A 22,208-nucleotide genomic window follows, 5' to 3' on the forward strand; every position below is an offset into this window, starting at 1 on the left:
GCTAGACAACTAAAAGTAGTCTGAATGATTATTACTTAAGTATGCTTATTACATTTTTTTTAATATAGGTTTTGAGTAATCAACTTCATATTTTTTTGTGTAAGAGAATCAATAAAGGCCAGCTCGTCTTTTAAGCCTGTTGCCAACTCTTTCTCAATAAATGCATGGTGTGAATCACAAACAGCTTTAGTTTCTTTGATTAAAGTCGCCGCATCTGCGTAATTTTCTTGTATTTTATTTACAGCACCTTTAATAAGGTTAAACAATATTTTCTTTTTAGACACAGTTGCTAATTGACTATTCATTAGTACTGGTGTTGCAATAAAAAACGCTTTTGATATTCGATCTAATTTACGATAAAGCACTACTATGTTAGCAATTAGCTCTGCTGCGATGGGGTTATCAGGAGAGGGGCTAGAGAGAGAATGTGCCAATAAAGCATCCTTATATTTTTTTAAAGCCATCGTCGATTCGCCCTTTGAAAAATAACTTATGCCTTCTTGTCTTAACTCGTTATAACCACCTAGGGTATCTCGGATTTTTTTAAGCTCCGCCTTTAAGTGAGGAGATAAATTTTTATCAATAAATTCTTTATGTTTTAAATAAAAAATAGCGGCTTTTCTGGTAAATTTTTTTCCGTCGGCACCACTCATAGCGCTTAAACTCGCAATAAATGTTTTCAGCGTATTGAAGATTATTTTCTTTTTAAATTTCAATGAAGAGTCTAAATCTGTAATTAATACCTGTTCCGCTAATTCAAGTGCCTCTTTTCCTTGATGTAATTTCCGATAGGTCAAAATCATGTTTGAATAAAGTTTGATGATCTCTTGCCTATCTCTAGCTTCATGTTCATACAGATTCAATGCTTCTTTATAAGCGACTAAGGCTAAATCAAATTCATTTTTTTGATAACGTTGATTCCCTAAGGCTTTAAAATAAAGTGGTAGATTTGTTAACCTTGACTGAGCATCTAGTTGTTCCAGTTCGTAGGTGGAAGACAACTCCCTTTTAGCTGTGCTAAACGCCTCTTTTACTTTTCGTAAAGTCTCACGGAATGCGGCAGCTGTGAAGTTTCCTTCCAACAAGGAGTTCTGAAGAGTGTCTACAGCATCTTGATAAGCAATAAGGATATTAATTTCTTTTAATCGCTCTTGCAGCACAGCAAGCTCTGGCTGCATAGAACAAGCCAATTCATAATAAGTTTTTGCATCACGTAACCATCGGCGAAAATATTTTTTTCGTTCGTGATAATGCTCAGCAATAGCACTTCGATGCTTCTCTAGAGCTTTCCCCATATTTTCTTCATAGCCTACCCCATCAAATTGTACAATCTCTCCATTAGAAATCGTTAAAAAATTCATTAGGATATCAATGCGCTTAAATCCACCTTCTAAGCCATGAGCGAGAAAATAATTAGGTTCAATTTGCGCATCACCCAGCGCAATCAAACAAAAATCATCGCCTACTTTATAAAAAAAATGATCAAGTTGCTTTGGATCGACCTGAAAGCTAGTTAGTCTAGGCTTGGATTTATATTTTTTTGAAGGTGGCAATAATTCAAAGCTAATAGCAGAATCACCTGTAAGACATTCAAGCACTGTTTGCAGCCACTCAGCCCTCTGTTCCGCTAAGAGATTATCTGGGGCCTCAGTATAAAAACATACCTTATCTTTTTCAAAATGAATGTTATAACAACAGGGAAATCCCAGTTCACGCCAACCATATCCACGTAAGCGCTCCATCGCCTTTGCAAACTCTAAGGGTGTTTTTCCACTAAGCCCAAACTCATCGTTAAACTCAATTAGATCCGCTTTTTTTGCATTCTTGGCATCCATTTTCACATAAGCGAGTAAATGATTTTTGACAACTACTTCACTAGAGATAGGAGACAGTTGAAACGGTTTCATTGTTGTATCTTTTGCTTCTTCATTGATTTTGTTAACTAATTCTCTCTTTGAACCAGTACAATCAAAAACATAATCACAAGTGAGTGTTTGGACATTATTTCCTTTACTAATGACAACAGCTTTTGACTTGTTGTCAAAACGAAGAAATGAAGCATTTTCAAAGGTAATACCCAATGATTTCGCATACGAGTAAAGTGTTCGTTCAATATCTTTAATATGCGTTGTTTTTTTCTCATCGAAGATTAAAGGTACACCAAGTCCTTTTTCAGCTTTTTTAAAAACGGAATGATTAATGTGTCCTGGTCTAACATATTCTCCGGCACGTGGATCAATAACGACGATGTCTTTAACACCCGCTAACTTTAATTTTATGGCTGTATAAAGACCACTAGGCCCAGCGCCAATAATGACAGTACTCATAAGTTTAATAATTCGGCATTACAAAGGTATGCTACTTTAATAGAGGGAGATTAAGAAAATATTAACCAAACTGAAAATTTAATATACTTTTTTTCACAGATCAAAATATAGCCAGGTTCTAGTTATAATTACCAGAATTGTTGACTTAAGAATCTCCTGTGTTTGCTTTATTCCCTCAAATGACTACGTAGCGCGGTTTATACCTGGATTCATGAACGCCTCGTTTAATTAAAATAAAGGTTTAGGCGCCTTATTATTCTCAGAAGTTATACTAGCAGTAATGCATTCCAGCTCCGCTCTTAAACTTTTCTCTAGATTTTGTTCGATAAAATCACCATGCTTTAAGCACAATTTTTCAATCTGTTTAGAAATATTTTGAGGCGGATTAGAAGTACTTTTAATTACTTCAGCAGCCCCTTTAATAAGAGTAAATAATATTTTCTTTTTAATATCGGTTGATAACGCTAACTCAAGAAGCGGAATTGCTACAGGAAATGCTTCCACTGTCCGATTTAACTTGCGATAAATACAAACAATCTCAGCAACCAGGTTTCCTTCAAGTTCTCTATCATTAGACTTAGTTGAGGAGCGATGCATTAAAAGTGCATCTTCGTAGGCTACTAAGGCTAATGCGAATTTGCCAGAAGCTAAATGGGTTTTACCACTAGCTATTAAATCGTCAACTGCACCTGCTACGGAAGTAATTTGAGATTTTTTAGTCTCTTTATTTGCAATCATTAACACTTTTTCATTATATTCTGCAGCAGCAGCAAAATCGCCGCGCTCCAAAAATTGCTTTGCAAGATCTCTTAGAAAATACTTAACCTTCTCAAGCCCCTTCGAGAACTCAACTTGCAATGGCTCCTCAATAAAATCCTCATTCCTGGAACAAAGTTCTTGAAGTTGCTCGATTTCCCTGCATACATCTTTGATATTATTACCATCCATCCCTTCTATCGCATCAATCGCAGCACAAATAGCATTAAATAAAATCTTTTTTCTCATCATTTCATTAACTTCTTTTTCACCAAGAATTTTGCAAGCCATCCGGATAGCAACTAAAGGCTGATTTAATTTGCGATGAGTAAAAATCATGCTTGAATAGAGACTGATGAGCGTTTGCATGTCCACAAACCCCATTTTAGATATATCTATCACATGTTGATAAGCTTCTAATGCTTTAACAAATGCAGCTTGGGAATACAAATGATTACCAAATTCTTTAAAATAGCCTGCCAGACGAGCCAATTGCAATTTAGTATCCTCTTGCTCGTTCTTAAACATTGGCGGCAACTCTCTATTGGCCTGCTCAAATAATTTTCTTGCTTTTACTAGCTGAGCCATTACTTCTGCGGGAGGATAAGAAGTAAAACTAATACCGCCGTTGAATCCTTTTAGTTTATCAATAATATCGACAGCATCATGATAAGCTAGACGAGCACAAATTTCTGCTAAGCGAGTTTTAAAAAGAACTCTTGTCTCTGGGTTTAAGGTAACCTTAATAGCCTTCTCATAGTAAAGCCTGGAGTTCAATAACCATCCCAGAAAATATTCCTGTCGCTCTTCATAATGTTCAATAAGAGCATTGCGATGTTTGATTAAGCTTTTTACCATTTGTTTTTCAAAGGTTTCTTTATCGAAATAGATTATTTTTCCATCATCTATAAGCAAGCAACTAATCGTTTTATCAATTCGTTCGAATGAATCTTCAATACCATGCGCAAGAAAATAATTTGGATCGATTTGAGTATCACCTTGAGTAATAACGCAAGGTAATCCTGTTTTCTGATAACAAAACTGCTTCAGTTGCTTTGGATCAATTTCGAAAGTCGTAAATCTTGGTTTATATTTATATTTTTGAGAGTCTTTTACAAACTGAAAACTGATATCTGGATTTTCCGTTTCATAGGCAAGCACTGCTTGCAACCACTCTGCTTTTTTATTTTCAGGAAGGTTATCTGGAGCCTCTAGGTAAAGACATATTTTAGATTTACCAAATTCCATACCGTAGCAACGGGGGTAGCCCATTTCACGCCAACCTAATTTCCGAAAGGCCTCCATTGCATGAGCAAAATCCAACGATGTTTTAGAGCCAAGTTTAAAACCTGCATGATCAATGTAATTAACCTCTGTCATTTCTAAAGAATTCATTTTGACATAAGCCAACAAATGATTTTTAACGGTGACATCTTTTGTCACAGGAACAATTTCAAATGGTTTGGGATCTTCTGGTTTTACTCTGGCATTGACAGCATGAACTAGTGCTCGTTTTGCTCCTGTACAATCAAAAGCATACTCACAAGCTATAAATTTTTCCTCACCAGTTTCTAATGTAATAATGATTCCTTTTTTCTCTTCTGAGAAACGAAGAAATGTACCTCGTTGGATAGAAATGCCTGATGATTCAACGTATTTATAAAGTGCCCGTTCAAGGTCTTTGATATGTGCCGTGTTTGTATTTGAGCGTAATTTTTGTCCAACACCTTTCTCTGCTTTCTCAAAAACTGTGTTAAGGATATGTCCAGGCCTAACATATTCGTTAGCTCGTGGATCTATTAAAACAATATCCTTTACCCCGGCTTTCCATAATTTAGCCGCTAAGTAAAGACCGCTAGGACCCGCTCCTAAAATTGCTACAGCCATAATAATTCGAAGTGATTTGTTTATTAAATTGCGCTAATTGTACATTTACTTTATTTAGAGATAAATAATTATTTAATTAGATCATAAATAAATCACTGCTTTTTTACTTTGATTATTCTTTAGTAAGTGTTTTTGATGATAAAATAGTTTACTTAACCTTAATCGGTTAATCGTTTATTTTTTCCATTAAAATCAAAAGCATATTTATTGTTAGTGCGAAATACCTTCCTGCCTTCGCTTTACTAAAAGAACACCGCTCTTGATTTGTATTTTAGGTTTCGTTAAGATGGTTACATGTTGCATAAAAAAAGAACAACTGAAAGGCCAAACTCTAGCGTGAGTTAATTTCAACTCAAATAAGAAACGAGGATGTTATATGTCTCTGAATGAGATTGCAGTCAGTGTGCCCGAAACACAGAACGAACTTTCAAAGTGGCGAAAGCAAGATACAGTATGGATGCTAAGTCTATATGGTACAGCAATTGGTGCAGGTACACTTTTTTTACCCATTAACGCAGGACTAAACGGTATTTGGCCGTTAATTATTATGGCGTTACTCGCATTTCCGATGACTTATTTTTCCCACCAGGCTCTATGTCGATTTGTGCTCTCAGGTTCTTTAGCTAAAGGAGATATCACGACGGTTGTTGATGAACACTTTGGACGTGCGGCTGGAAAAATATTAACGTTTCTTTATTTCTTTGCGATTTACCCTATCTTATTGATGTATAGTGTCGCTATAACTAATACGACTGAAAGTTTTATTGTTAATCAAATGGGTTTGCAAGCCCCTCCGCGAGCTCTTTTAGCTATTCTGCTTATTTTTGTACTCATGGCGATTGTGCGTTTTGGTCAACAAATCATTGTGAAATCAATGAGTATGCTTGTGTATCCCTTTGTAGCTATTCTTCTTATGTTATCACTTTATTTGATACCACACTGGAACGATGCCATTTTTCAACAGACAAATACCTTTCCTGGCAATGGAGCTCAAGGGTTATTAATGACTTTGTGGTTAATTATTCCGGTAATGGTTTTCTCTTTTAATCACTCCCCCATCATTTCTTCTTTCGCAGTTGCGCAAAAGCAGCAATATGGCAAAGATGCTGATGAAAAAAGCTCGTGGATTCTAAAATATAGCCACATTTTGATGGTTACTACGGTTATGTTTTTTGTGTTTAGCTGTGTTTTAAGTCTTTCACCTCAAGATCTTGCACTAGCAAAAAAACAAAACATTTCTATTTTATCTTATTTAGCAAATCATTTTCATACGCCAATAATGGCTTATATTGCGCCATTAATTGCTTTCATTGCCATTGCTAAATCTTTTCTTGGCCACTATCTTGGTGCCAGTGAGGGTCTGCAAGGGTTAATCGTTAAAGGACTTGAAAGCCGCGGCAAGAGTTTATGCTCGAAAAAAATAAATCGGCTTATCGAAGGATTTATGATTTTGACATGTTGGATAGTTGCCACATTAAATCCTAGTATTTTGGGTATGATTGAAACCTTGGGTGGCCCTGTTATTGCCGTTATTCTATTTTTAATGCCGATGTATGCGATTGCCAAGGTCCCTGCAATGCAAAAATTTAGAAATCCCCTGGTCAATCTATTTATAAGCTTTATTGGTCTCGTTGCGATCTCCGCTATTCTCTTTGGCTTGTTACACATGTAATTTTTCATAAGCTCCTTGTTATTTAAATGCGAAATAACAAGGAAATTCACACATTTTCATCTCTACTCGATTAGCTTGTCTGCTTGTGAACAACAACCACGTGTTCTCATCAAATTTACTTTTCCAAACCTCTTAGTATAGATTTTCTATAGATTGTTTACTCAATTAACCCTAGGTCCATATGCTAAAATTATAGGTAAGATAACAAATTAAAATCTTTGTAAAAATGAATAAAAATAGGAAGAAAAACCCGATAATCGGAGTCATTGTATGGATAAGTTTATTAATCGACACGAGGCAGGAAGAATTTTAGCTGATCAACTTAAATCTTACGCGAATAATCCTGATGTCATTGTTTTAGCCTTACCTCGTGGCGGTGCCCCTGTAGGTTATGAGATAGCCAAGGCTCTCTCTGCACCTCTTGATGTGTTTATTGTGCGTAAACTTGGCGTACCAGGGCATGAGGAATTAGCCATGGGAGCGATTGCTTCTGGCTCCACAGTAATTTTTAATGAAGAGATAATTGACGCTTTACATGTCTCCAAAGAGGCAATCGATAGCGTTATTCACTCTGAAGAACAAGAACTGGCTCGTCGTGAAAACATGTACCGTCACAATCAGCCCTATCCGAGTCTTAAAAATAAAATCGTTATTTTAGTAGATGATGGCGTTGCTACAGGCGCTACCATGCGTGCAGCCATTAAATCACTAAGAAAACAGAATCCTGCGCGTCTTGTTATGGCCATTCCAGTTGCAGCCTATTCGACTTACCAGGAAATGGCAAAACTCGTTGATGAGATCATCTGTCCATTACAACCACTACATTTTTATGCAGTGGGCTTATGGTATGAAGATTTTGCTCAAACCAGCGATAATGAAGTGTCTGCGTTACTGGCCAATAAAACTAGCAACACGTTTAAATCGCCAGTTTTGTAGTACCAGGGAGGCTCTATGAGATTTTCCATTGAGGTAGAACACGCCATTACTATTGAAAATGATGGTATTATTCTTAATGGAATTTTATATATCCCTCAAAATGCTGTAGGTATTGTCCTCTTTGCGCACGGCAGTGGTAGTAGTCGCTTTAGTGTTCGAAATCAATTTGTTGCTCATGCATTAAATAAAGCCCAATTAGCCACTTTATTATTTGATTTATTAACACCTGAAGAAGAGGCGCTTGATCTTCGCACACGCGAGTTTCGTTTTAATATTCATTTTTTGGCCAATAGATTAATTGATGCAACCAATTGGTGCAGTGAGCAAAATTTTAATTTGCATTTGGGGTATTTCGGAGCAAGTACAGGAGCTGCTGCTGCACTGATTGCTGCCGCTAACAAAAAAGAACTTATAAAAGCAGTTGTTTCACGAGGGGGGAGACCCGATTTAGCACAAGAATCGTTAGCAGATGTCAAGGCGCCAACATTATTGATAGTCGGTAGTCATGATGAAATCGTCATTACGATGAATGAATCCGCGTTTTCTGAATTAAAATGTATCAAACAATTAGAAATAGTTTCTGGAGCAACTCATTTATTTGAAGAGCCAGGAACACTTGGTGAAGTAGCTAGATTGGCAAAAGATTGGTTTGTTCAATATCTTCATAATTCTTGATCTTTGTCATTTTCCTGAGTGTAGGAGGTTCTATGTTGAATCACAATAAGCAGAAACTAATTGATGTACTCAATGAAGCGATAGAACCTTTAGATTCTACTACGGATAATGATGCGACTATTTTAGATAAAATTGATGATGCACGGTTTGTAATGATTGGTGAGGCCACTCATGGGACTAGTGAATTCTATCAAACAAGAATCAACATCACCCGCCGCCTTATTGAAGAAAAGGATTTTATGGCCGTAGCCATCGAGGGTGACTGGCCTGATGCCTATACCGTTCATCGCTACATACAGAGAAAAACTGACTTTACTCAGCCAGAGCAAGCTTTAGCAGACTTTCGCCGATTTCCTACATGGATGTGGCGCAATAAGACCATGCCTCCTTTTTTGAAATGGCTGCATAACTACAATAGAAATCTGCCGCTCACTGGCCAAATTGGTTTCTACGGCCTTGACTTATATAGTCTAAATGCCTCCATGCAAGCTGTAATTAGTTATCTAATGAGCATTGATCCCGCTGCTGCTCAGCGAGCAAGAAAACGTTATGCTTGTTTTGATCACAGCAATATTGATCCACAAACCTATGGCTATTTAACCAATATCGGTATTAAAAAATCCTGCATTGACGAAGCAATCGCTGTTTTAGTGGAGCTACAGCATCACGCTTTTGAGTATATTCGCCAAGATGGAATTACTGCAGAAGATGAATATTTTTTCGCCACTCAAAATGCTCGAGTAATTAAGGACGCTGAGGTTTATTACCGTTCCATGTTCGAAGGGCGCGCATCCTCCTGGAATATTCGCGACAGGCATATGTATGAAACCTTAAATACTCTTGCTGATCATTTAGAAAACCGCTTTGATAGGCCTGCAAAAATCATAATTTGGGCTCATAACTCCCATATTGGTGATGCTCGGGCGACAGAAATGAGCGAACAAGGCGAAATCAATCTTGGTCAACTAGTGCGCGAACAACATGACAGAAATAGTTATTCCATTGGTTTTTCTACTTATGAAGGGTTTGTAACTGCAGCTTCCGAATGGGATGATCCTCCTAAACGTAAAAAAATAATTCCAGGCTTTGAAAGCAGCTATGAAGAGTTATTTCATCAATTAAAATTCGATGATTTTTTGCTGGATTTAAAAAACAATGAACATTTGGAACATTATTTAAAAATTCCTCGATTACAACGCGCAATTGGTGTTATTTACCGTCCTGAAACTGAACGTCTTAGCCATTATTTTTTTACTCACCTAACCTATCAATTTGATTCGATTATTCATTTTGATAAGACAAATGCTGTGATACCACTGGATGTTAGCCGCCAAATAGCATGATAATTTTATCCTTGCTATTTATTTTCTATACTATTCTGAATAAAGAGCTCAAAAGGATAAGAATCTGATGAAGCTAAATTATGTTGCCTGCACATCACAAGAGGGATTTCATAAAATTGCTTATTCCGAATGGGGGCATGCTGAATTAGACAATTCAGCGATTATTTGCGTTCATGGTTTAACGCGCAATCGCTGTGATTTCGATCATCTCGCACAATTTTTAAGTGCACAAGGCCGTCATGTATTTTGTCCTGATGTTGTCGGTCGCGGAGACAGCAGCTGGTTTAAAAATCCAAAACATTATAATTATCAACAATATATTGCAGATATGACCACGCTTATTGCAAGAACGGGGGCAGAAAAAATAGATTGGATTGGCACCTCTATGGGAGGGCTGATTGGCATGGCACTCGCCTCTTTGCCTGACACACCTATTCGTTCATTGGTTTTAAATGATATTGGACCACAAATTCCCGTTCAGGCTTTATGGCGATTAAGCCAATATGTTAGTAAACATCCTGAATTTAGTAATGTAGAAGAAGCAAAAAAATATTTCAAAATTATTTATGAAAGCTTTGGTAATTTAAGCGATGAACAGTGGAATTATCTAACAATCCATAGTATCAAAGAGCAAGCTCCGGGCATTTATGTCTCTAAATTAGACCCTCATATTAAAGGATCCAAACCAAGTGGCCAATTAGTAAAAGAGTTTTTCACAAACCCTCATCGAGCCCTGGAAGGTATTTTCTTCGATATTGATCTTTGGTACCTATGGCAAAATGTCAAATGCCCAGTTTTGGTAATTCGCGGTAAAAATTCAGACATGCTTTTGCCAGAATACATCAAACGCATGCAAAGAGCCCATCCGCATGTCGACGTTATCGAGGTGGAAAATGCCGGACATGCCCCGATGCTATTTGAAAATAAGGAACAGGAACAAATTGCTAATTGGCTCAAAGCATCACTTGCATAGAAATAAAATTTTTTAACTTGAGCCTATTATTGCGACTATTTAAAATTAATATTTTTGGAAATGGCTATGAGTGTCCGAACACAACATCATATTCTTGTTGTCGGTGGAGGGGCTGGAGGGCTTGAACTAGTCACCAAACTAGGACAAAACTTAGGCAAGCAAGGAAAAGCCAGAATTACTTTGATTGACGAGCAGCCTATTCATCTGTGGAAACCCCTACTTCATGAAGTTGCTGCAGGTTCTCTTGATTCCAATATTGATCAAGTCAATTATTATGCCCATGCTGCAGACAATTATTATCATTACCAACCCGGCACAATGGAAGGTCTGGAAAGAGATAAAAAACGAATCTTGCTAGCGGCACTGGTAGATGAAAATGGCGAAGAACTAGTTCCTAAACGCTTCTTAAGCTACGATACATTGGTATTAGCGGTGGGTAGCTTAAGCAATGATTTCAATGTTCCTGGGGTTAGGCAACATTGTTTATCGCTTGATAATCTTGACCAGGCAAATTTATTTCAAAGAAAATACCTCAACAAACTTCTCTGCACGCAGTATGGACCTCCATCACTACACCCCACTTTTAATATTGTAATTGTCGGTGGTGGCGCTACGGGAGTTGAGTTAGCTGCGGAACTTCATAACAGTTTACGACAAGCTGAAACTTATGGTTTAGATCATGAGACGATTCGATTAGCTCAAATTACTTTAATTGAAAGTGCCCCTCGAATTTTATCACCTTTACCTGAGGCTATAGCCACAGCAGTTACCCAACGCTTAAAGTCTCTTGATATTGCTGTCTACACGAATGAAACAGTTACTCGTGCGACTGAACACGGCATCTATACCAAGAGCGGGCAATTTCATCCTTCTGATTTGTGTGTTTGGGCTGCTGGCATTAAGGCGCCTGATTTTTTAGCCAGCCTCAATGGCTTAGAAACAGATCAAATTAACCGCTTAATTGTTAATTCAACACTGCAAACAACTCGAGATGAAAATATCTTTGCTCTGGGTGATTGTGCTAATTTTATTGATCCAAAGCTTGGCATCCCCGTCCCACCTAGAGCCCAATCTGCTCATCAACAGGCTTGTATCCTAGCGAAATCACTTAAAAATCGACTCAATAATAAGCCATTGATTGATTTTAAATATCACGATCGAGGATCGTTGGTTACCTTAAGTTGCTATGACACATTTGGAAATATAGGCTTCCATAAAATACAACATTTTATCGGTGGCAAAATAGCACAATACGTTTATCGTTCATTGTATTTTATGCATTTATCGTCATTATATGGCTTTTTTGGCGCCTGTACGGTAAGAAAGGCAAAAAAATTGCTTATAAAAACAAGACCACGGTTAAAGTTGCACTTTAGCAAAAATTAAAACAGCGCTATTGAAACATACTCAGGGAGGGGGCAGCGTGAAGAAAAAATTTCTTGAAAAACCTACCTGGAATCGAGTTGCATTTATATTCCAAGGGGGTGGAGCTCTAGGAGCTTTTCAAGTGGGAATCTATGAGGCACTCCATAATGCCGGTTACCAATTAGATTGGGTAAGTGGCATTTCTATTGGCGCAATCAATGCTGCCATTGTTGCTGGTAATAAGCCAGAACATCGTGTGGAGAAATTGAAGGAATTTTGGAAGATTATTGCAACCCCCTCCTATTTTTCCTGGTGGGAACAATACCTGGAAAACGTGGATATGCATCGCTGGTATAATCAATTGCATGCACATACCACCCTTCTTTTTGGACAACCAGGATTTTTTAAACCAAGGCTATTCAATCCGCATTTTGCATCTAACTCAACACCAGATGAACTTAGTTTTTATGATACCTCCATGCTCAAGGACACGCTTGAGCATTTAATTGATTTTGATATTCTTAATAGTGGCAAGACACGTTTGACCTTATCTGCAGTACGCCTGGTAGATGGTCAACAAGTTCTTTTTGATACCTTGCATCAAAAGGTTTATTCCGAACACATTATGGCAAGCGGAGCATTACCTCCTGGATTTCCAGCAGTTAAAATCGATGGGCTTTATTATTGGGATGGAGGTATTGTTAATAATACCCCTATTGAGGTTATTTTAAATGACTTACCTCGTGTCAGTACTTTATGTTTTATGGTGCAACTTTTCGATCCTGAGAGTAAGGATCCGACAACCTTGGATGAGGTGTTATTGAAGCAGAAAGACATGACTTATGCGAGTCATTATAAGCGTGTTCTAAAAAGTTTTTGCGAAGCACATGATATGCGACACGCCATTACTGAACTTTACAATATGCTCCCCGAGAATATGAAAAATAATCCTAAAGCGCAAAAAATAAGGGCAATGGGTTGCAAAACAATTATGACCTTAGTGCGATTTCATCGACATGGCTTAAATACCGACTTATCTTCAAAAGATTATGCTTTCTCATCAAAATCTATCGATAACGGGATACAAATGGGTTATGAACAAGCAGCGAATGCTTTAAAAAAATCGCTTTGGCTACAACCAGTACCTGATGACGTTGGTGCTGTTCTTTATGATATGTGTCCTCATGAAGAGACAGAAACTATTTTCAAACATGGAGAAAAATACCAGCAATAATGTCGAAGCCAAGCTGCTGCATTATAAGGGCTCAGAGTTGGATATTCTGTTGACTACAAAAAGCTTATCACGCAGTATAAGGGAATTTTTTACAAAATTTATATTATTTTTCATGTGAAATTTCTTAACCTTCACATTAGGGATAAATAAACTGAAATGACTTCATTTCCTGGGCGCATTCATTATTATCTATTTCCCTGCCTATTCCTTATTTCACTGGTGGTCATTGAATGGTTAGAAATACTTCATCTTAATAATGGTGTCTTTAGCTATACGCTTGACGACCCCTATATTCATTTATCTCTTGCCAAGCACATCGCAAATGGCGAGTATGGCTTTAATCATAGTGAAGTCTCTAGCCCTTCTTCCAGTGTTCTATGGCCTTTTTTATTATCCCTCTTTTCTCATTTGTCTTTTTATGAGTTTATGCCGTTGTTTCTCAACAGCTTATTTTCTCTTTTAATATTGTCAGTTTTTATTTTACTTTGTTTATCTGTCGACCCTAAAAATTCTCAAATTCAATGGAAACATGTATTTTTATTTTGCATCTTAATACCAGCAATAAATTTGGTCGGCCTGATATTTTCTGGAATGGAACACTCCTTACAGATGCTTTTTAGTGTACTTTTAATATCTGGGCTTATCCGTGAAAGTCGCACTCAATATTTTCCTCGATGGCTGGCAGTAGTCATAGTGATAGGCCCTTTAATACGCTATGAAAATTTATCGTTACTACTACCTGCATTGTTTTTTTTGTTTTATAGAGGACATAGAAAGGAAGTGATTTATACTAGCATTGGTTTGCTTGTACTTTTAAGTCTATTTTCCATCTTTCTTCTTTATCTTGGTCAACCCATCTTGCCTGCATCGATTTTGAATAAAATTGGTTTTGCACAGTATCCTTCATTTCGTGAAGAATTATTCGAACAATTCAATCTAAATTTAACGCAGAGACAAGGGCTTATTTTTCTAATTCTTTTATTTATCTTTACGGTCGTGATTTCTTTTTCCAAACTAACACTCATTAAAAAGCAATTATTAAGCGTAGTTAGTATTAGTCTTCTCCTGCATTTATTTCTTGGAAAATTTAATTGGTTTCATCGCTATGAACTTTATTTGTATGCGGCAATCTTACTTCTCATTTTTTATTTATATTTTGATAGTTATTATCAATCTAAAACGCCCAATACATGGTATGTCTTGCTGTTAATAGGTACTTTTTTAGCGGGTTATCCTTACTTCACGGTATTAATTACCTTACCCCAAGCCACAAACAATGTTTACCTACAACAATATCAGATGCGAAAATTTGTTATCAATTGGGTGAAGTCTCCTGTTGCAGTCAATGATATAGGCTGGGTTTCTTTTAATAATCCCTATTACGTTTTAGATCTTTGGGGACTGGGAAGTTATGATATTTATAAAAAAAGAAGCGCTCATAAAAATACGTTATGGATGGATAAAACGATTAAAAAATCACATGTAAAACTGGTTATGCTCTACAAAGAGTGGTTTTATACTGTACCCTCTAATTGGGTATCGCTGGGCTGTTTATCTTTTGTAGGACCTCGAGTTTCTGTAGCAGATAAAACAGTGAATTTTTATGCAACCGATGAGAAATATGTCCCGGAACTTAAACAACAATTGGAATTTTTCAAAAAAGAGCTTCCTGCTGGAGATATATTTAATCCAGATTGCAATTAGATTTGTTTTGAACCATTCGAATGCTCGCAAAAACTTAATTTTAAATCCAAGACTTAAACTGGAATACAAGCGCATAAGCTGGCTAGTTTTTTTTCAGCTATATGATAAAGTTCCTTATGATATAAATAACTACTGAACTCCTTAAAGTGAGGCCTTGTGAAAAGTAAGTTCCCTTTTCATCGCGTACTTCGAAGACAAACTTTTATAAAGTGTGTTTTGTTTCTTTTTGCCTGTTGTTTACTTACTTTTGCTTATTATTTTTTTTGGGGTTCCAAAAGCCAAGTCAATAACGACACCCTAAAAATCGTTGAAGTAGAAGAGATTAAACTCCAAAATATCCAACAAACGGCAGAATTAATAGGGACAATTCACCCCAAACACACCACCGTATTAATTGCCAAAGCAAATGGCATGTTAGATTCATTATTAGCAACAGGCCAAAATATAAAAAAAGGGACGTTAATCGCCAAAATTGATAATCCGGATATGGAAAAAAACCACCAGCTTTCCGAAACCGCAGAACGAATCGCAAGAACTCAATATGAAAGATTATCAACGTTACTTAAAACAGGTTATGTAAGTACAAAGGAAGTTGAAGAGAAAAAGCAGGCTTGGATAGAGGCTTCGAAAAATCTCTCTCAAACCAAAATTGAATTGGATACAATGCGTTTCTATGCTCCTTTTGACGGTATTATCGGAGCCTATAAAAAACGCGAGGGCACACAAATTAACATTGGTGATCCTGTCGTCACCATTTATGATCCGACCTCCCTAACCATCGATTTTGATGTTCCATGCACCAACCTTAAAACCATCAGGGAGGGTCAATTCGTTCGGGTTTTAGGCACTGAATACCGTATCTCTCACATTCAAAAAATGATTGATGAAGAAACACACATGTGTCCCGCGGATGTCGATATTGTCTGTGAAGATTGTATTATGGGCGCTAGTGTCGATGTTGAACTTGTTATGCAAGAAAAGAAAAAAGTAGTCGTTATTCCCTATCAGGCTGTTTTTCTTAAAAATGGTAATCGTTGTGTCTATGTCGTTGACGATCATAAAATCGTTTTGACTCCTATTCAGACTGGACTACAAAATAAATCACATATTGAAGTGATTTCCGGCTTAAAGCCAGGGCAAATACTAGTAACCAAGGGACAAGAGCGATTATATCCAGGTATGTCAGTTGGGATTTATAAATCACTTCCTACCTCTGATAGCTAATACTATGAAACTACCCAATTATTTTATTAAACACCCAGTTATCACCGTTATCTTTAACTGCGTGCTTGTCGTCTTAGGCTTGCTCTGCTTGCATTCATTACCTATTCGAGAGTATCCAAATATTAGCTTCCCTACAATTACTGTTACAACATCTTATCCCAATGCCAGCTCAGAACTGGTCGAATCAGCCGTTACAAATATTCTGGAAGAACGCTTGGCTGGGGTTGAGGGCCTGGAAACTATTACCTCACAATCAAGCTCAGGCTCCTCTTACATCACCTTATCTTTCCGTTCAGGCTCATCGATGGACAGGGCCTTGAGTGCAACCCAAGATGCGGTTGCTTTAGCAAAACCCTTATTACCTATTGACGTCAGAGCCCCAGCCATTGAAAGACAAAAAAAATCAAGTGGCCTTCCTTTTGTAGGGATTTCTTTAGAATCATCTTCCCTTGGTTTTGGTGAGTTAACTCATTTTGCCAATCTTAATTTAAAAAATTCCTTTCGTAGCTTAAAAGGTGTTTCATCTGTGGAGGTTTGGGGACAACCCTATACCTATGAGATTCGACTTGATCCTAAAAAATTATTTTCTTTTGGTATTAATGTAGATGAAGTATTCGATGCTATTGCGAAAAGTAGCATCTCTCTTCCTGCTGGTAACTTTCAGAATAAAATTCCCAGCACCCTAAATTTTGAATTAAAAACAGTCGCAGACTATGAAAATCTATTAATTAAAAGCAACAACTATCACCCTATTTTCTTAAAATCCATAGCCGCTGTAAAATTAACAACAGATAATGATCGTATGCGAGTAAGAGTAAACGGTCATCCTGGTCTTGTTTTATCCATTAATCGTGCAGACGATGCGAATCCACTTGAGGTGTCCAAACTCGTTCGTCATGAACTTAATTCGATAAAACAAAATTTGCCTGAAGATATAAAAGTCAAAACTATCATCGATCAATCCGATTTTATTAATGCCTCTCTAAAAAATATTCAGTCTTCTATTTTAGAGGCAATTATCCTGGTACTTATCATCGTCTTTCTATTTCTGAGAAATGGACGTGCCACTTTTATTCCATTAATTACTATCCCCGTCTCTTTACTAGGGGCATTAATTTTTTTAAAAGTATTTGGCTTTTCTATTAACCTTATGACGCTTTTAGCTATGGTTCTTGCCGTTGGCTTAGTAGTGGATGATGCCATTATTGTTTTAGAAAATATTTGGCGTCACATTGAAGAAGGTATGTCGTCAATTGATGCTGCAATGAAAGGCTCAAGAGAAATTGGTTTTGCAATTGTCGCAATGACTCTTACCTTAGCTAGCGTTTATGCACCTGTCGCTTTTATTCCAGGAATGCTTGGACAAATCTTTATTGAATTCGCTGTTGCTTTGGCAGGAAGTGTTGTTATTTCTGGAATTGTCTCTTTAACATTATCCCCTTTAATGTGTGCCAAATTTTTAAATAGGAATAACAAACAATTATGGCCAGCCGTTGATACGTTTTTACATAAACTTGACCAACAATATGCCAAAATTTTAAACAGAGGGATTGGAAAGAAAAAATATCTTTTTGCAGGTGTAGCTTGCTTTATAGGTTGTAGCCTATTTTTTTATCATTTATTGCCTAGAGAAACTGCACCCAAAGAAGACCGTGGATTAATTGGTATCTACACGCCTTTACTTGTCGGCGATAATGTTCAAACGCTGGATAGCAAAATCCCGCCAATTGAGAATAAGGTAAAAAATTTGCCAGAAATCAATAATCAACTCACATTTATTGGTGATTGGGGGGCTAGTATTGTCCTTCCTTTAAAGCCTCATGCCCAAAGAACACACTCAGCTGAGCAGTTAGTTACAAATTTACAGCCACAAATGAATAGTTTTCCGTCAATGGATTCCTATGTTTGGAGCTGGGACACCGCATTACCGGGAATTGATGATGCAGGAAGCGGTTCAGAATTAACCTTGGTTATTTCAACAACTGATAATTTTCGTCAATTACTCAATGAAGTAGAAAAATTAAAAGCGTCGCTAGATGAAAATAAACAATTTGAATCTAGCCACTACGACTTACGGCTGGACTCCATGGGTTATAGCATCGATGTTGACAATAACGCACTTTCGCAACTTGGGCTATCGCCCAAACAGGTGGCAAAAACAATTGAAGTATTTTTCAGCGGTGATAAATCACTGAATTTCCAAAAAGATGGCATAATTTATAATTTAACCCTCAAAGGAATAAATTCCCCCTGGACTTTAAATGAATTATATCTCACGACACCTGTGGGCAAACACGTTTCCTTAGGCGCAATAACTACCATGAAAACCAAAGCGCAACCGCCAACGCTGGATCATCATAACCAAATGCGCTCAACTACTCTGCACGTTAAATTACGTTCTGGTGACTCAATTAAAAAGGGAATGGGCATGCTTGGGGATATAGCCAAAAATGAATTACCTAAGCACTACAAAATGACCTGGGAAGGTGCTGCGAAAGCCTATACTCAATCTTCCAATATTATGCTGATTTTATTTGTTTTATCCCTTTTCTTTATTTTTGCTATCTTATCAATTCAGTTTGAAAATTTCATTGACCCATTGATCATCATGTTTACAGTTCCTTTAGCGAGCTGCGGTGCCCTGTTTTTTGCTTATTTATTTAAACAATCATTTAATATTTATACACAGGTGGGTTTAATAACGTTAATTGGTCTAATTAGCAAACACGGTATCTTAATTGTCGAATTCGCCAATCAATTAAGAGAACAAGGATTCTCTATACTAGAGGCTATTCAAAAAGCGGCCGTTTTACGCCTACGCCCTATTTTAATGACCACTGGAGCCATGATTTTTGGGATTATTCCACTTATACTTTCACATGACGCCGGTGCAGAATCCCGACACGCCATTGGCTTTGTTCTTTTAGGTGGTTTAAGTATGGGAACGCTATTAACTCTTTTCATTTTACCCACGATTTATTACGCCGTAAAATCTAATCAATTTTTTAAAAGAAAAGAAATTAAACAAAATACTTAGCTATATTTAACAGAGGATCAATAAAGGATTTATTATTATGAATGAATTGGATGTTTTATTACTTTTTTATGACGAAATGAAAGCTCAAGGAACGAGCCGAGATAAAGTCTTTTTAAACATGGATGAAAATGCTGTTGAGCAATTGACAAAAAAATATGGGCGTACCATTACTCTTGAGCAATTGCATAAATTAACAGATATCTGCATAGCAAATGAATGGCTGGAGCGCACAACGATTGATCCTGGCTATAATTTTCTAAATTTGACAGCTGCAGGGCTACAAATTGTAATAGCTCATATCTATCGCTAAATTTTGCGCCTCCAGTTCTAAAGTCAATTAAACCCTTGGCATCCCCACATAATATTCACGAGGCTTTAAACCCTAAGAAGCACCTATTTTTTGCGATGCTGAAATAAAACTCCAAAAAGCAATCAGTTCCTACCAATTCCGCCACCGCAAAATATTGATTCAGTGTTTCAATATATTTTTGCATCAATTGTATGATGGTTAATAGCAAAATGGTTGGCAAATCTTAACGCTTGCGCAAGCTTTGCTGTGCGCGGTTGTTCATCAGGGCTCCCAGCTTTTGCCATACACTGGTAACACTGATTGTCAAAAGCTAATGCTCGTCTAATTTGCCTCAAGAAACTCTGGAGTAAATGTTTTGCTTGCAAAAAAACATTTTCAAGTTGGCCCCATTGTAAGAAATTTCAGGAACATACTCTAAAATTTTTTCAAAAGACGTTTTGCCATTCTCTGATAAATTTATATAGGACATAACTGGCTACCCTTTACTTAAAGTTGCATTAAATCCAAATTAGTGTAAAATTTGCCCAATGAAAAGAAAATTACTTTATTTATTTCTTGTCGCTGTTCTAATTGCCTCCGGTTATTATGCCTGGTGGTGGTGGCAGAGACCAAAAATCAAACCCCTAACTTTAAGACAAGGCTCTTTTTCTCAGCTTCCCGGCTGGAAGACGGCTGATTTGCAACAATCATTAGAAGCATTTAAAGTTTCATGCAAAACTTTTTTAAGACAAGATCCTGAGAAATCAGTAGGAAGCCATCTCTTAGAGTTGAAAGCTAAAGATTGGCAACCAGCTTGTCAAATAGCACTGGCAATTTCCCCTGGCACTAATAAACAGGCAAGAGAATTTTTTGAAAAATGGTTCTCTCCGGTAGAATTTTATGACAATCAGCCCGTTCGCGGTCTTTTCACAGGCTACTATATGCCACTTCTCTATGGGAGCCGCACTAAAACAAATAAATACAATGTCCCTATATATGCTACACCTTCGGACTTGGTAACGATTAATCTCGGTCAATTTGATCCTTCTTTTAAACATCGAAAATTAGTAGGCCGTGTGACGGGACATCGTGTTGTGCCCTATTATACACGCGCAGAAATTAATAAGGGAGCGATTAAGAACAAAGCCAAGGTTCTGGTATGGATTGATAATCCAATTGATCGCGTTTTTTTAGAGATCCAAGGTTCTGGTATTGTTGAACTGCCGGATGGTGAATTAGTTTACCTTGGATATGCAGCCCAGAATGGTGCCCCTTACACAGCAATTGCAAAAGTACTCATTGATAAAGGCGTGATGACAAAGCACACAGCTTCAATGCAAGGTATTAAACGCTATTTAACTGAGCACCCCAAGGAAATGGATAAAGTTTTAAATCAAAATAAGTCTTTTGTCTTCTTTGATAAACTTCCACAAACTGCAGCTCTAGGTACACAAGGCGTGGCTTTGACCCCAGGTTATTCCTTAGCTGTTGATTTAAAATGGATTCCAATCGGCACTCCACTTTGGTTAACAACAACAAGGCCAGATGCGCACAGTGATAATCAACGTCCTTTTCAGCGTTTAATGATTGCTCAAGATACCGGTGGCGCAATTCGTGGGCTGGTCCGAGGAGATGTCTTTTGGGGAGCAGGTAAAAAGGCAACTTATATAGCAGGTCATATGAAAAATGAAGGACATTATTGGCTATTACTGCCTCAACATGCTGTCGAACGCCTGCAAAAAGAATTCGCAAGTCAGGAATTAACCATCGCTGACAATAAAAAAACTAGATAATCTTAAGGATTATCTAGTTTTTTCAGACGTGCTTAACTTTTTTGATTAAAGAGTGTTCTAAGCACTTTATCATCAAAAAACATTTCATAACGTTCATTTTCTCCGGCATCCGTGGTTATAGTTTCAGCCGGCGCCGTTAAAGCCTCATCTAAGCTGATAAAGCGATAACCATTTTGTCTATAAAGATCAATAATATCCCCCAAAAAATGGCTATTTAGCAAATTGGCATGAATTAATAAAATTTGTTTTACTGGTTTATCAGGATTAGCTTTGGCAGCTTTGCTTTCTGCCTTCAATGTCTGATTCCAAATAAAAGCAAGGTATCGCTTTCTTAATTGATTTAAATTTTTCTCACGCAAGCGATAAGGAATAGCAAAAAGCTGTTGATTAAACACAAAATCTTTACTATCGATGGTTACTGGAGCAACAATATAATTGTGTGCTGCCAAATAATCGTACACTGTTTGCTTTTTCTGTCCTGAACTTTCAGCTAAATAAGGATAACGAAAATATTTTCGATCAGGGAATAATGGGGTCAAAACTTTATCAGCTCTATCTACATCATCGATATATTTTTCTGCTGTAACACTATTTAAACTTCTGTGGGAGTAGGTATGATTCCCCAAAATGAAACCAGCTTGGCGAAATTGCTCCAGAAGCTCCCATTGACCTTTCTCTATAGAACCTGCAATGACAAATCCTGTTGCTGGGACATTCTTTTCAATTAAAGTCTGCAAAATTTTCATAAAGCGATCATGTTCGCGTTGCAATTTTGCAGGATTATTATTACTCGATCCCACGAAGGGCAAATCATCAATTGTGATTGCAATTTCGCGATCTTGCGCAAAGGCTAAACTTGCAAAAAAGAGGCCCAAAACAAGACAGAGAAGATATTTTTTTAACATTTGACAATCCCTCATCAAATAATTCTGCTAGAAATGAATACTTTCAATCAGCAAATTTTATACCAAATTTAATGAGTATTTATAAATG

Annotated in this window: 15 protein-coding genes; 12 read left to right on the plus strand and 3 right to left on the minus strand. The window is 37.1% G+C overall.

All coding sequences use genetic code 11. The features are described from left to right. Positions 1–59: 59 nt before the first annotated feature. Together PXX05_RS06630 and PXX05_RS06635 are read right to left on the minus strand one after the other, a co-directional pair. Complete coding sequence (locus PXX05_RS06630; protein ID WP_275090272.1) at positions 60–2,327, minus strand: FAD-dependent monooxygenase family protein; 2,268 nt, start codon at positions 2,325–2,327, stop codon at positions 60–62. 228 nt (positions 2,328–2,555) lie between these two features. Beyond that, positions 2,556–4,970, minus strand: coding sequence for a Rossmann-fold NAD(P)-binding domain-containing protein (locus PXX05_RS06635; RefSeq protein WP_275090273.1), 2,415 nt, complete (start codon positions 4,968–4,970; stop codon positions 2,556–2,558). Between the two features lie 376 nt (positions 4,971–5,346). Between PXX05_RS06635 and PXX05_RS06640 the strand changes: the two genes are divergently transcribed. The 12 genes from PXX05_RS06640 to mltA all read left to right on the plus strand — a co-directional run bounded on the left by PXX05_RS06640 (position 5,347) and on the right by mltA (position 21,215). Then, positions 5,347–6,642: a serine/threonine transporter gene (locus tag PXX05_RS06640; protein ID WP_275090274.1), complete on the plus strand. Its 1,296-nt coding sequence runs from the start codon at positions 5,347–5,349 to the stop codon at positions 6,640–6,642. A gap of 270 nt (positions 6,643–6,912) precedes the next feature. Next, a complete protein-coding gene (locus PXX05_RS06645) occupies positions 6,913–7,578 on the plus strand; it encodes a phosphoribosyltransferase (protein WP_275090275.1) in 666 nt (221 codons plus the stop codon). A 15-nt stretch (positions 7,579–7,593) separates the two neighbouring features. Next, positions 7,594–8,253 (plus strand): dienelactone hydrolase family protein, encoded by a 660-nt coding sequence (locus PXX05_RS06650; RefSeq protein ID WP_275090276.1) that lies wholly within the window; start codon positions 7,594–7,596, stop codon positions 8,251–8,253. 32 nt (positions 8,254–8,285) lie between these two features. Beyond that, a complete protein-coding gene (locus PXX05_RS06655) occupies positions 8,286–9,596 on the plus strand; it encodes an erythromycin esterase family protein (RefSeq protein ID WP_275090277.1) in 1,311 nt (436 codons plus the stop codon). Positions 9,597–9,663: 67 nt separating this feature from the next. Beyond that, a complete protein-coding gene (locus tag PXX05_RS06660) occupies positions 9,664–10,569 on the plus strand; it encodes an alpha/beta fold hydrolase (protein ID WP_275090278.1) in 906 nt (301 codons plus the stop codon). A 66-nt stretch (positions 10,570–10,635) separates the two neighbouring features. Then, positions 10,636–11,955, plus strand: coding sequence for an NAD(P)/FAD-dependent oxidoreductase (locus tag PXX05_RS06665; protein WP_275090279.1), 1,320 nt, complete (start codon positions 10,636–10,638; stop codon positions 11,953–11,955). Positions 11,956–11,992: 37 nt separating this feature from the next. Continuing rightward, a complete protein-coding gene (locus tag PXX05_RS06670; protein ID WP_275090280.1) occupies positions 11,993–13,168 on the plus strand; it encodes a patatin-like phospholipase family protein in 1,176 nt (391 codons plus the stop codon). Positions 13,169–13,324: 156 nt separating this feature from the next. Further along, positions 13,325–14,872, plus strand: a complete 1,548-nt coding sequence (locus PXX05_RS06675; RefSeq protein WP_275090281.1) for a hypothetical protein — start codon at positions 13,325–13,327, stop codon at positions 14,870–14,872. A gap of 156 nt (positions 14,873–15,028) precedes the next feature. Beyond that, complete coding sequence (locus PXX05_RS06680; protein WP_275090282.1) at positions 15,029–16,096, plus strand: efflux RND transporter periplasmic adaptor subunit; 1,068 nt, start codon at positions 15,029–15,031, stop codon at positions 16,094–16,096. Positions 16,097–16,100: 4 nt separating this feature from the next. Then, positions 16,101–19,133, plus strand: coding sequence for an efflux RND transporter permease subunit (locus PXX05_RS06685; protein WP_275090283.1), 3,033 nt, complete (start codon positions 16,101–16,103; stop codon positions 19,131–19,133). Between the two features lie 37 nt (positions 19,134–19,170). After that, the gene (locus PXX05_RS06690) at positions 19,171–19,443 is read left to right on the plus strand and encodes a hypothetical protein (RefSeq protein WP_275090284.1); all 273 of its coding nucleotides are present in this window, start codon (positions 19,171–19,173) and stop codon (positions 19,441–19,443) included. Between the two features lie 527 nt (positions 19,444–19,970). Beyond that, positions 19,971–21,215: a murein transglycosylase A gene (gene mltA / locus PXX05_RS06695; RefSeq protein WP_275090286.1), complete on the plus strand. Its 1,245-nt coding sequence runs from the start codon at positions 19,971–19,973 to the stop codon at positions 21,213–21,215. A 32-nt stretch (positions 21,216–21,247) separates the two neighbouring features. Here mltA and PXX05_RS06700 read toward each other — a convergent pair whose 3' ends face one another. Then, positions 21,248–22,120, minus strand: coding sequence for a polysaccharide deacetylase family protein (locus PXX05_RS06700; RefSeq protein ID WP_275090287.1), 873 nt, complete (start codon positions 22,118–22,120; stop codon positions 21,248–21,250). Positions 22,121–22,208: the final 88 nt, after the last annotated feature.

It is taken from the genome of Legionella cardiaca, from assembly GCF_029026145.1.
Taxonomy (GTDB): domain Bacteria; phylum Pseudomonadota; class Gammaproteobacteria; order Legionellales; family Legionellaceae; genus Tatlockia; species Tatlockia cardiaca.